Source organism: Roseibium porphyridii, from assembly GCF_026191725.2.
Lineage (GTDB): Bacteria > Pseudomonadota > Alphaproteobacteria > Rhizobiales > Stappiaceae > Roseibium > Roseibium porphyridii.
Genome location: NZ_CP120863.1, coordinates 1,812,757 through 1,825,410 on the forward strand (window position 1 = coordinate 1,812,757; position 12,654 = coordinate 1,825,410).

Below are 12,654 nucleotides of genomic sequence, written 5' to 3' on the forward strand. Positions count from 1 at the left end.
GATCACGCGCTGACCTTGACGCGTTCCGGGAAGGCATTGGCGATCGACTGGCGGTTGGCATCGAGCACACCTCTTTCCGTGATCAACCCGGTGACAAGACGTGCAGGGGTCACATCGAAAGCCGGATTGCCGACTGCAGAGCCATCGGCAACGATGTTGATCGTCTCGATCGAACCACCTTCAGTGCGGCCGGTTATCTGGCTGACTTCGTTGCCACCGCGTTCTTCGATTGGAATTTCCCGAACGCCATCGGAAAGCGAAAAATCGATGGTCGGTGAGGGAAGGGCAACAAAGAAGGGCACATTGTTGTCCTTGGCTGCGAGCGCCTTGAGATAGGTGCCGATCTTGTTGCAAACATCTCCGGTGGCTGTCGTGCGGTCTGTACCGGTGATAACAATGTCGACCTCGCCATGCTGCATCAAGTGGCCGCCTGCATTGTCGACAATCACGGTATGCGGCACGCCGTGATGGCCTAGTTCCCAAGCGGTCAAAAAAGCTCCCTGGTTTCTGGGCCGGGTCTCGTCCACCCACACATGGACCGGTATGTCGCTGTCGTGAGACATATAGACAGGGGCTGTTGCCGTTCCCCAGTCGACCGTTGCCAGCCAGCCGGCATTGCAATGCGTCAAGATGTTGACTGGCTCGCCTTCACGTTTGGTCCTTGCAATGGCCGCGATCAATTCCATGCCATGCATGCCGATTGCCATGTTGATGGCAATGTCCTCATCGCAGATGTCGTTCGCCAGCGTAAAGGCTGCCTCGGTGCGTATTTCCGGAGCGACCTGAATGAGAGTTTTGCGAGCACGGTCGAGTGCCCAATGGAGATTGACCGCGGTCGGACGTGTTTCCAGCAGGGCGAAACAGGCCGCGTGCAAGGCATCATCAGACGGATCCGCGCGCATGGCCAATGCTACGCCATAGGCAGCAGTTGCGCCGATCAGGGGAGCGCCACGCACCTGCATCACGCGGATCGCATGTGCGGCATCCTCCATCGTGTGCAGTTTCACGATTTCAAATGCGTATGGAAACTTTGTCTGGTCGATGATTTCGACCGACGCACCGTCTGCTGCAAGCCAGATGGTGCGATACTTCTTGCCGTCCACATTCATCGCAACGTCTCCTTGAACCTGGTGCGGATTGTTTTTGCATAACCCATGAACATGCCACACGCCAGCATGGGCTTGCTGGCGTCAGGGTTAAAAATCCCTTAAGCTTTGTTAACCATGTTCAGATCAATGCCGGTGGATAGCTGGTGGTAACGGCGTCAAGGCTGTTTCGCTCCGAAATGAGTCGGTTAAGACTTGATTCACCAATCGGCAGAAGCACGGAGTCAGGCGCCTCATGTCTGAAATGCAGGATAACGTTGTTCCACATACACGCATGCGCTCATTACGCGATGCTATCCGGAAAGTTCAGCTCGGTGAAGTCGAGCGGTCCGATGTGGTGGTTGAGCTGCAGGAAACCGAGCGGGCCCGGCTTGATATGCTGGCCGATGAACTCAAGGACGTCTTCAAGGAAATCCCGGAGGACGACGACCAGTTTTCGCTACAGATCATTTCAGGCTCAACACCGCGTTTGTGGATCGATGCAACAAGTCATGTCGTGGTTGGCGGTGATCGCCGTACCTATCGTTTTTTGAAAGATACCCGTCTGGGCAGGGTGGTTATTCTGGAAACGGCCAATATCGATGACATGGCGGATTGCCTGACGGAGTACATCGCCGAGCGGGTGCTTGAACGGGAAAAGGCACTTGAAGGCGACTGGCTCAACAATCGCTTGCGCCAGGTGGCGCTCGATTCAAAAGTGGTGCGCGTCAAGGAAAGCAGCACACCCTGGCTGTCCGTCATTGGAGCATTTGGAATTGGTCTTGCCGCCGGCGTGATCGGGCTGGTCGCGTTCGCCTGGTTTGCCAATCCTCTTTGAGTCCGAAACGTTTGGTCTATCGGGCAACGGGAATCGAAATGTCTCTTTGTTCGAGTAGGCTTACCGGCTCGTGGGGAACATCGAAACCATGTTCCTCCATCCGGCAAGACCAGCCTTCATTACCTTTTTCGATCGTGAACAAATTGTACCGTGCCGGTCGGCTCTTGCCTCCCGGAGCGCTGGTCGCTGAGGGAACACCGACGACCGGAACGGGCCCATGTGGGCCGTCGATCTCTTCAAAACTGTCGATATGAGTATGGCCGTGCAGGATGAGTTCAGCCCCGGCTCTCTTGACGACCGCACGCACGCGAGACGCATCTGACAGTCTTTTGTGCCAACGGGTGGCATGTTTGAAGGGCGGGTGGTGCAGCATGACGATCCGAAACAAGCGCTCGCGGCCGAGTTCTTCCAAAATGGTTCTCAGTCGCTTGCTCTGGGCGCTGCCCACTCTGCCTGTTGCAAACCAAGGTGCGCTGGCTCGTCCGGTTGTGACACCTATGAGCGCGATATCGCCACGTTTGCGAACATAGGGAAAGGTTGCCCCGGACTTTGCTGACGGATCGGGCTCTGCGGTTGCCTGATCACCGCACATATAGGGCCACCAGGCCATTCGGGCCTTGCGAAATGCACCGGGAACATAAGCGTCGTGGTTGCCGGGAACGACTGATACGTTTGTCGGCTCGCCGATCTCTTCCAGCCAGGCCCGTGCCCCGGTTATCTCCAGCGGCAGCGCGATATTGACCAGATCACCAGTGACCGCAATGTGGTCAGGTGCCTGCGCCTTCATGTCCGCAACAAGCTGTTCCAGATAATTGGCACCCATGATTTTGGACCGGTTCCGGTGCCAGTTCAGGTACCCAAGAATGCGTTTGGAAAAAAGCTGGAGCAACTTGGGATCCGGAAGAGGTCCAAGATGCGGATCCGAGATGTGGGCAAGCGTGAATTGCGACATGGGCGCGCATCTTCAAAGCAAAAGGCGCTGCGTCAAGCAAATAACGCAGCGCCTCTTTCAAAATGGCAGATTTTTCTGTCGCTGATCAGTTGCTCGCGAACGTCGTCAGAGCAGCAACAACGCGGGGGTTGCTGAGATCAACAGCCGGTTTCCACTGATAGTGGGAATGACGACGGCGGCGTTTGCTGAAAAGAGCGTTCAACATCGGAGTATCCTTCAGGGGTCAGACAGCCTGAATTGCGCTGCCTTCGAAATCATCATGTTGCCTGATATATAGGCATTCGCAGTCGCGATGAGGAGCGTTATTCTGGCTGGGCTGCCTTGCACGCAATGCATGGGTTAACAGGGGGTAACTGCATGGTTCGCAAAGCTGGATGCCGGATTCTGGCTGGCCCGGTGAGGGCCCGCATTGAATGCTGAAGGTCCTTTCCTATCTGCCTTCAAACTGGACCAAGCGAATGATCCAGGGACTGGGGCTCGTCCGAAATCCCTATACGCTCGGCGTGCGGGTACTGGTCCTTGATGCGAAGGACAGGATCTTGTTGGTCCGACACAGCTATCTGGAAGGGTGGTATTTGCCTGGCGGTGGCGTCGACCGGGGCGAAACAATGGTCGAGGCGGCCTGCCGCGAGGTGCTTGAGGAGGCCGGTATCTCGACCTCAGGTGAACCTGTCTTGATGAATGTCTATCTCAACGAAGAAGCAACAGGCAGGGACCATGTGGGACTTTTTCTTGTTTCGGAATGGACCGAGGCAGAAAACTACCTGAGCCCCAACGCTGAGATCGTTGAAGCAGCTTTTTTCGCGCCAGGGAACCTTCCGTCTGGTGTCACCTCGGCAACCGTTCGACGTGTCGAAGAATGGCTGGCCGGCGAAGGAACCGCCGGCAGCCGTTGGTGAAACCAGGTAGCGCTTTTCGCACTGCGTCAGGCCGCAGCCTTCAACCTGTCGCGATTGTGCGGCGCCAGAAAATCGAGGTCCGGGCCGACGGGGACAATTCTGGTTGGGTTCACACTCTCATGTGAACCGTAATAGTGTTGCTTGATCGTCGGCATGTCGACGGTTTCAGCAACTCCAGGCACCTGGTAGAGCTCCAGAAGATAGTTGGACAGGTTTGGATAGTCGGCAATGCGTCTGATGTTGCATTTGAAATGGCCGACATAGACGGCATCGAAACGCACCAGAGTGGTGAACAAGCGCCAATCGGCTTCCGTCAATTGTTCGCCGGCCAAGTAGCGACGTGTCGAAAGGCGGTCTTCCAGGAAGTCCAACGTATCGAACAATGCTGTTACGGCCTCTTCATAGGCTTCCTGTGTCGTGGCGAAGCCGGACTTGTAAACACCATTGTTTAGTGTGTGGTAGATCCGCTCGTTGACCTCGTCGATCTCGATGCGAAGCGCGGCGGGGTAAAAATCAAGTTTCGACCCGGTCAAATCATCGAACGCGGAGTTGAACATTCGAATGATTTCCGAAGACTCGTTGCTGACGATCGTGTTCTGGTGCTTGTCCCAAAGAATTGGCACTGTTGCGCGACCGGTATAGGAAGGGTCAGCTTTGGCATAGATGTTCCAGGCGTATTTCGCACCAGCCACCGGTTCGGTCTCGGCAAATTCCCAGCCGTTTTCCAGCATCAAGGGTTGAACGGCGGAGAGCGAGATAAGGTCTTCCAGACCCTTCAGCTTGCGGAACACCATAGCGCGATGTGCCCACGGACAGGCATAGGAAACAAACAGATGATAGCGGCCTGCTTCAGCTTTGAAGCCGCCTTTGCCCGAAGAACCGGCAGCACCGTCCGGTGTGATCCAGTTTCGAAATGAAGCATCCTTGCGAACGAACCGGCCACCGGTCGATTTCGTGTCGTACCACTGATCTGTCCAGACGCCGTCAACCAGCAAACCCATGTCCATCTCCTTTGTTTTCGCTGCTGGATTAAGTCGTGTGTCCGACCGCAAAATCAATCGGCTGAATGCTGTGTTCGGAAAGCGTGAACAATCTACTGCTTCTATGAACGGCAAAAAGCACTGGACCGGGAAGGGCTTGCGTGCTAACCGCTTTCCTCCATGAATTTGCAGCCGTCCCCGCAATGGTGGAAAGGCGCATGGCGAGACTGGGATCAATGACCACAGGTCTGACACTTCGACGACGAACCATCCGACGAGAAATCTCTCGTCCGCTTCGTCGCGTCTGACCAGATCCCGGGTTTTCCAAGAAAGATTGATAGACCGGTTTCTGGCAGCTGTGCTTTCCTGCAAGATTGCCCGCCGGGAACCAATTCATGAAACAGACACCGTGGGTCATTCGGCCCGAAGACATCACAGACAACGACGCTATTGAAGCACTGCAGGCCGAAGCCTTCGGTCCAGGTCGGTTTGCACGAACCGCGTTCCGGATTCGCGAAGGCGTGCCGCATCGGCCAGATCTCAGCTTTGTGGGGGTTGCCGGGTCGCAAGTGGCTGGATCCATCAGGTTGTCACCCGTTCTAATCGGCGACGCCGATGCGCTCCTGCTTGGGCCGTTGACGGTCTCTCCGGATTTCAAGAACAGAGGACTGGGCAAGTCACTCATGCGCACGGCAATGGACGCTGCTGCCGCGGCGGGTGACAGAGTGGTTCTTCTTGTCGGAGACGCACCCTATTACAGCCCATTCGGATTTCAGCAGGTCCCGTTCGGTCGCGTGACACTGCCTGGACCTGTCGACCCTGCGCGGCTGTTGGTCGCGCTACTGAACGACGGCGACATGCCCAATGGCGGTGTGCGTGGTGGCCAGGAACCTTAGCGGCCCTCGCGATACCAGGTCAGTGAAATAGCGCCCAGAAGCACCGCCAGGCCCAGCAGGCCGATCAGGAGCGGATAGTGATCCACTCCATTTAGAACGCTGGCTTCTGTGGTCTTCAGGCCTATCCAGCCATTGCCGGCATAGCTGGCTGACTGCTGCATGGAGACCACACGCGGAACATCAAGATCGCCGCCAATATCCCGCAGCCTCTGCGTTGCACCACCGGTGGCTTCACTGATCGGATCAAGCAAATCGGCGGTCGACAGCACGTCGGTGTATTCGCGCGGGTTCTGCGGTCCGACATGGATGAGGGTGCTCATGTCCCCCTCAGTTACGGTGAAGAGGCCAGTTTCAGTTACCGGAAGGCTTCCAGTCCAAAGGCCGGGTTGTTGTTCCGTCAATGTGATATCGGATTGTTCACCCGTCGGGGTGACGATTGTGGCATTGCTGACGCTCTCACCCAAGGTCTGTCGCTCGACAGTCAGTTCAGAACCGCGCATGGAAACGCTAAGAGCTTCTTCCTCAAGGTCCGGTTCCTGCATCAGCCAATGGGCCAAGCGGCGCAACAGTGGCACATGCGGTCCGCCACCCTCAAAACCGCGCGCCCATAGCCAAACGTGATCGGAGAGCAGCATGGCGACACGGCCCTCGCCTTCCCGGTTCAATACCAGCAGCGGTGTGTCGCTTGGACCGGACATCAGGGTTTGGCCCTTGTCGAGTTCGGTATCGACTGCACGGAACCAGCGGCTCCAGTCCGGCGGATCCTGCTCCGAGCCTGGCAAACCGCGCGTGACCGGGTGCCGTTCGCCCAGTTCGGCCAGCGTTGCGTGATAGGGCTGCTCCAAAACGGTTCCCGTCGGACGGGCGGGCAGAATTGGCGCAAGCGGTGTGCGGTAGAGGCTTCCGCCTTCCGCATAATCCGGTCCGCCAGCCAGAAGCACCGCGCCACCATCTTGAACATAGCGGGCAATGTTGTCGAAATAGAGCATCGGCAACACGCCGCGCCGGACATAGCGGTCGAATATAATCAGATCGAACTCGTCGATCTTGACGGAGAACAGCTCTCGGGTGGGAAAGGCTATCAGCGACAACTGATTGATGGGGGTACCATCCTGTTTTTCAGGCGGCCGCAGGATGGTGAAATGAACCAGATCAACCGAGGCGTCCGACTTCAACAGGTTTCGCCATGTGCGTTCTCCAGCATGAGGCGACCCGGAGACCAACAAGACGCGCAGGTTTTCCCGAATGCCGTCAATCGTCACCACCGCCCTGTTGTTCAGCGTGGTCAATTCGTCAGTAAGTGGCTCTGCCTCGAATTCGAAGATATTGTCGCCTCCATGGGCGATCCCGACGGGGATATCGATTTTCTCGCCGGTGCGGGCTGTTCTTTCCGTAATGACGTCGCCGTCGCGTTTGACGGTGAGGCGTACAGCGTCACCTGGCCCTGTGCCTTGTCCCTGATCCACGACCGTCAAACTGACCGTTTGCTCCGATCCCACAAGACCAAATCGGGGGGCCTTGTCCAGAACGATACGGCGGTCGCGTTCATCGGCAGTGCCGGTGATCAGACCGTGGACTGGTGCGTCAAAACCGAGCGATGCTGCGCTTTCCGGCAGATCGTGGATCTGCCCGTCACTGATGATGATTGCGCCGCCGACCCTTTCAGGGGGAACGTCCGCCAACCCGTTGGAAAGTGTCTGGAACAGTTCCGTGCCATTGCCTGCCCCTGAGTTCCGGGCTTCCAGAACGCGCAGGTCAAAACCACTCAAGGCTTCGATACGGCTTTGAACTTCTGCCGCTGTCTCGTCCGTTGTTGTCTCGCGTTCGGCCAGACGTTGGCTTTGGCTTTTGTCGACGACGAGGGCGACCACGCTGGAAAGTGGCTCACGGTCTTCGCGCTCGATTGCCGGATTGGCAATCGCCAGCAGCAACAAGGCCATCGTAAGGCCCCGAAGGAACCAACCCCGCAGGCTCAAGAAGCCGGAAAGGCTTGTGAGCAACAGTGTAATGGCAGCACCGGCAATCAGGGCCCAAAGGGGCAAAAGCGGGTCGAAGGAGAGTGACCAGACCATCAGCGCTCGTGAGACCTCATTGTCCTAACCGCTCTAGAAGAGCAGGGATGTGAACCTGATCGGCTTTGTAGTTGCCGGTCAGGCTGTACATGACGATGTTCACGCCCGAACGGAACGCATAATCGCGCTGTATCGGATTGTTGGGAACCGTCGGATAGACGAACTCTCCGCTGTCCGAAATCGCCCAGGCGGCTGCGAAATCATTGCCGGTGATCAGAATGGGTGAAACGCCGTCACCCGCCCGAACAGGGCGGTCGCCACGGGTCGTGGTTTCTTCAAGACTTTCCACCCACAATGGACTGGTTGCGTAACGACCAGGGAACGTTTCCAACAGATAGAAAGCCTTGGTCAGAACATGGTCCTGTGGCACCGGCTCAAGCGGTGGTACGTCCAGATCTTCCAAGATTTCCCGCAACTTCAGCGTCGCCGGTGTCGACCCGAAGCCGGTTGTCGAAGCGTTGATGTGATCGCGGGTGTCGAACAGGATCGTGCCGCCATTGCGCATAAAAGTATCAATGCGTGCAATGGTTTGGTCGCCGGGCTTGTCCATGGCCGGATCAATGGGCCAGTAAAGCAGGGAATAAAAGGCCAGCTCGTCGCGGGCGATATCCACCGCCGCCGGTGGTCCAGGCTCCAGAGCTGTTCTTTCTGCTAGAAACTGCGTCAGTCCGGAGAGACCCGCAGCGCTGGCGTCATCAATTTCAGGATTGCCGGTCAGAACATAGGCAAGGCGGGTATCAAGCGTTGATTCAAGCGCCTGCAATTCAGATGAGGTTGACTGGGCCTGGGCGTTTTGCGGCGCAATCCCCGTCAACGGGATCGCAGCAAGGGCCACAAGGATCGCCAGGCTGGCGGTTCGGTTCCGCAAGCCAACACGAGCCAACCCACCTGCCAAAAGGAAAACTGCAATCGCATCCACGATCATGAGAAGAAAGACCAGTGTAAAGAAAAGAGATCTCAGATCGAATGGGTCGGAGGCAGGATAAGGCACGGCTTCTGCTCGTTCGCCAAGAGCCGTCAAATCAAGCGTTTCCAGGCTGTCATCGCGTTGCAGCAGATTGAGTGCTCTGAACCCATCCTCTGTGCCGTAGAGACCGGGCGGCGTGCGGCGGCTGGCCAGTGCGTCACGGAAGACCGTGCTGTTTACCGGTGTGACTTCAACCGGTGGCGGACCGAAGCGGCCAAACCCGTCCAGAAGACGCAGCGGAGGCAGAACACTCTGGCTGGGTTGTCCATCTTCTGCCGTTTCCGAGGCGGCTGCCACGTTGGACACGGCCAGGATCCGGCGCAACATGTTCAGGAAGACACCCGACAGGGGCAAGTTCGACCACGTTGAATCGGCGGTGACGTGGAAAAGGACGACACTGCCGGCTCCCATGGGAGCTGCTGTCACAAGCGGTGTGCCGTCTTCCAGCATGGCCCAGGTTCTTTCCGGAAGTTCCGACGTCGGCTCAGCAAGAACCTGCCGGGTGACGGTGACTTCTTCCGGCACCTTGAGGCCCGAGAACGGCGATCCTTCAGGGAAGGCTGCCAGGTGTTGAGGCTGTTTCCAGGAGAGTGAGCCGCCAAGCGATCTGTCACCGGCACGAAGGCGGACGGGGATCAGGTCGTCGCTGCCGCCTGCAGTGCGCGGACCAGCGAAGCGAACCAGTGTTCCACCGTTTTGAACCCAGTCGCGCAATGTGTCGGCGGTTGTGTCCGGGAGCCGGCCGACATCTGCAAGAACGAGCACGGATATGCCCTGATCGATCAATCCTGGAACGGCTTCTGCAATGTCCGCGTCACGAGGGCGGCGAATGTCCGAGAAGGGTGCGAGCGCTCGTTCCAGATAGTAGACGGGTGACAGCAACGGCTGATCAAGGTCGCCGGATTGTCCCGAGATAAGACCAACCGTCCGGCGTCGCCAGCTGTCATCTACAAGCTGGACAGCACCAGCCGCCGCTTCGCCTGAAATCTCAACACGCGCAATGTCGTTGCGCAGTTCCGTTGGGAGTTCAAACCGTGCCTCTGTTTCCGTCGCATCGGCATCGAAGGTTGCCTGAACTTCGCCAAGCACCAGTCCCTTGAGATCAAGCGCTCTAACAGTGGCGGCTCCCACTTTCTGATCTGGGTGCCTGATGACCTTGAGTGAAAGAGCTTCGGCATCGTTGGTAAGGTCTTTCAGACCCATTGGCGTGTCCAGTCCGGACATCACCGTCACGGGGGCCGCGCCGATGATCTGTGCAAGATCTGACAAGAACGCACCATTGGTGTGCGTGTTGTCGGACAGCCAGACCACCGCGCCAGGCGGTGTCTCCTGTGCGGACTTTCGCAAGCCGATGCTCAGTTCGCTGCGCCTTGGGGGGTAGGGCCGGGGCTCCAAGGCCCTTAGCCTTTCAAGTGCACTTGCAGCTGCTTCCGGCACGAAGCTCTGGCCCGGTCCTTCAGCTGTTGCCGCGAAAAGCACAGGCTGGCCGTCTTGAGATGCTGTGTTGAGGATCTGTTCTGCTGCACTCACCTGTGCATCCCAGCCGCTTGCTGAAGTCCAGCCATTGTCGACCAGCAGCCACAAGACGCCGTCTCCGGTCGCAACCGGTTCTGATGAGCGCCAGATTGGACCGGCGAGGGCGATGATCAAAAGCGCGGCCAGCAACAAACGCAGGAGTGTCAGCCACCATGGGCTGCGCTGAGGTGTTTCCTCGTGCTGATCAATATCCAAGAGGAGCCGAGTGGGCGGAAACTGGATCTCGCGCGGACGCGGAGGCGTGAGCCGCAAAAGCCACCAGATGACCGGCAGCAAGGCAAGGGCCGCCAGGATCCACGGTGCGGTAAACGTCAGGGGCAGGCCTGCAAACACGGCTCAGACGCCTCCTTTCTGCATCACATCAAGCGCACCTGAGAGCGCACTGTGCAAAACCAGCAAAGGCTCGGATGCCGGCCGGTCGGTATGATGTAGAACATAGGTCCATCCGGCCCGCCGCGCCATATCCCGAATTTCAGCCCGATGGGCTTCCAACCGGTTGTGATAGTCTTCGCGCCAGTTTTCCGCACGTCCCGCGGTCAGCCGGATGCCTTTCTCAGGATCGGTAAACTCAATCCTGCCATCGAATGGAAAGGTCTCTTCAATCGGATCGAGCACTTGAACCAGATGCCCGCGTGCGCCGGTGCTGGCGACCCTGGCTATCCATTCCGCAATCTCGTCCATGGGATCGAGGAAATCTGAGACCAGCACCACATCGGCAAATCTCTTGATCGACATGGTGTCGGGAAGTGCCACAGGTTTGGACAAGTGCGCGAGTGCATCTGCCAGGCGCTCTGCGGCCCGACGATCCGAAAAGGGCCGGGTCAATCCGGGAAGGCCAATGCGTTCGCCCGTTTCGGCCAGCATGTCGGCAAGGGCAAGCATCAAAACGATTGCCCGGTCGCGTTTGGTGACTTCAGCAAGGCGCGAGCGAAACACCATGGAAGATGAGAGGTCCGACCAGAGCCAGACAGTATGGGCTGCCTCCCATTCGCGTTCGCGCACGTAAAGATGATCGTCCCGGGCAGAACGGCGCCAATCAATCCGCTTTGCCGGTTCGCCCATGTTGAAGGGCCGAAATTGCCAGAAGCTTTCGCCCGGCCCAGCGCGGCGGCGACCATGCCAGCCGGCGATGATCGAGCTTGCAACATGGCTGGCTTCAACAAGGAGATCCGGTAACGCATCGGCTACAGACCTGGCTTCGCCGATCACGTTCGGCCATGTCGCCTGGTCTATGCCTGCCGTGTTGTTTCCGGAATCCATTCAGTCCAGCTCCCTCAAAAAGACCATGTCAGATCAGGTGATAGATTCCTTCACCCTTCTAATGACGTCCCGGACGGTGTGTCCGTCTGCCCGCGCTGCGAATGTGAGAGCCATTCGGTGTTGCAGAACCGGTTCGGCAAGAGCCAACACATCGTCAACGGAGGGAGCGAGGCGACCATCGACAAGTGCCCTTGCGCGAACTGTCAGCATGAGCGCCTGGCTGGCGCGCGGACCGGGACCCCAGGCGATCAAATCCGTAACACCGGAATTGGCTGTTCCCTCGTCCGGTCTGGCAGACCGCACCAGTTTGAGAATTGCTTCTACAACTGACTCCCCAACGGGCATGCGCCTGACGAGCTGCTGATATTCCATCAGCTCTTCCGATGTCATGGCGACCTGGGCTTCAGCCTGGTCAGCGCCTGTCGTTTCCAGAAGAATACGCCGCTCAGCATCCAGGTCCGGATAGTGCACGTCAATTTGCATCAGAAACCGGTCGAGCTGCGCTTCCGGCAGTGGGTAAGTGCCTTCCTGTTCAAGCGGGTTCTGAGTTGCCAGTACGTGGAAAGGGCGTGGCAGGTCATGCGGGTGACCAGCCACTGTGACATGATATTCCTGCATTGCCTGCAAAAGCGCGGATTGCGTTCTGGGGCTAGCGCGGTTGATTTCGTCTGCCATCAGCAGCTGAGAAAAAACAGGGCCTGGAATGAAGCGGAAGGACCTGCCACCATCACTGCTTTGTTCCATGACCTCCGCGCCGAGAATATCAGAAGGCATCAGGTCCGGGGTGAACTGGATACGCCGGGCATCAAGGCCAAGAACGGTACCAAGTGTTTCCACCAGCTTGGTTTTTGCCAAACCCGGGACACCCACCAGCAAACCATGTCCACCGGCCAGAATGGTGACGAGCGATTGCTCAACAACTGTCTCCTGGCCGAAAATGATGCGGGCGATATCAACCTTTGCATCGCTGATGCGGTTGACCGCGCGCTCCGCGCTTTCCGCGACCGCGGCGAGGTCAGCTTCTGTTGGGCTGGAGGGGGAAACAACGCTCATGAATCACCTTTCCCGTAACTTTTTAAAACTCCGGCCGATTAACATGCCGGGTATGAATGCTCATTCGTCCGGAGTTGCTGCGACTCAAGCAGTCTGACACCATATAAATGAGTAGA

General features: G+C 57.7%; 10 protein-coding genes. 3 read left to right on the plus strand and 7 right to left on the minus strand.

The features are described from left to right. Positions 1 to 2: 2 nt before the first annotated feature. The gene (mtnA, locus tag K1718_RS08365) at positions 3 to 1,109 is read right to left on the minus strand and encodes an S-methyl-5-thioribose-1-phosphate isomerase (protein ID WP_265683736.1); all 1,107 of its coding nucleotides are present in this window, start codon (positions 1,107 to 1,109) and stop codon (positions 3 to 5) included. A gap of 232 nt (positions 1,110 to 1,341) precedes the next feature. Between mtnA and K1718_RS08370 the strand changes: the two genes are divergently transcribed. Further along, positions 1,342 to 1,923, plus strand: a complete 582-nt coding sequence (locus K1718_RS08370) for a hypothetical protein (protein WP_152500502.1) — start codon at positions 1,342 to 1,344, stop codon at positions 1,921 to 1,923. Positions 1,924 to 1,939: 16 nt separating this feature from the next. Here K1718_RS08370 and K1718_RS08375 read toward each other — a convergent pair whose 3' ends face one another. Beyond that, complete coding sequence (locus K1718_RS08375; protein WP_265683738.1) at positions 1,940 to 2,875, minus strand: metallophosphoesterase family protein; 936 nt, start codon at positions 2,873 to 2,875, stop codon at positions 1,940 to 1,942. A 413-nt stretch (positions 2,876 to 3,288) separates the two neighbouring features. Here K1718_RS08375 and K1718_RS08380 point away from each other — a divergent pair, with 413 nt between their 5' ends. Then, entirely contained in the window at positions 3,289 to 3,774 is a 486-nt protein-coding gene (locus tag K1718_RS08380; protein ID WP_265683740.1) for an NUDIX domain-containing protein, read from the plus strand. A gap of 26 nt (positions 3,775 to 3,800) precedes the next feature. Here the strand turns inward: K1718_RS08380 and K1718_RS08385 are convergent, their stop codons facing one another. Next, positions 3,801 to 4,775: a glutathione S-transferase family protein gene (locus tag K1718_RS08385; RefSeq protein WP_152500505.1), complete on the minus strand. Its 975-nt coding sequence runs from the start codon at positions 4,773 to 4,775 to the stop codon at positions 3,801 to 3,803. Between the two features lie 374 nt (positions 4,776 to 5,149). On the opposite strand from K1718_RS08385, the gene K1718_RS08390 reads away from it, so the two are divergent. Continuing rightward, positions 5,150 to 5,650, plus strand: coding sequence for a GNAT family N-acetyltransferase (locus tag K1718_RS08390; protein ID WP_152500506.1), 501 nt, complete (start codon positions 5,150 to 5,152; stop codon positions 5,648 to 5,650). On the opposite strand, the gene K1718_RS08395 is transcribed toward K1718_RS08390, so the two are convergent. The 4 genes from K1718_RS08395 to K1718_RS08410 are packed head-to-tail and all read right to left on the minus strand — an operon-like array spanning position 5,647 to position 12,538. Further along, entirely contained in the window at positions 5,647 to 7,722 is a 2,076-nt protein-coding gene (locus K1718_RS08395) for a hypothetical protein (protein ID WP_265683743.1), read from the minus strand. The genes K1718_RS08390 and K1718_RS08395 overlap by 4 nt on opposite strands. Before the next feature lie 16 nt (positions 7,723 to 7,738). Next, positions 7,739 to 10,558, minus strand: coding sequence for a DUF4159 domain-containing protein (locus K1718_RS08400; protein ID WP_265683745.1), 2,820 nt, complete (start codon positions 10,556 to 10,558; stop codon positions 7,739 to 7,741). A 3-nt stretch (positions 10,559 to 10,561) separates the two neighbouring features. Further along, on the minus strand, positions 10,562 to 11,485 hold the full coding sequence (locus tag K1718_RS08405) for a DUF58 domain-containing protein (protein WP_152500509.1): 924 nt from the start codon (positions 11,483 to 11,485) through the stop codon (positions 10,562 to 10,564). A gap of 33 nt (positions 11,486 to 11,518) precedes the next feature. Continuing rightward, positions 11,519 to 12,538 carry an AAA family ATPase gene (locus tag K1718_RS08410; RefSeq protein WP_152500510.1) on the minus strand — a complete coding sequence of 340 codons (1,020 nt, stop codon included), beginning with the start codon at positions 12,536 to 12,538 and terminating at the stop codon, positions 11,519 to 11,521. Positions 12,539 to 12,654 lie beyond the last annotated feature (116 nt).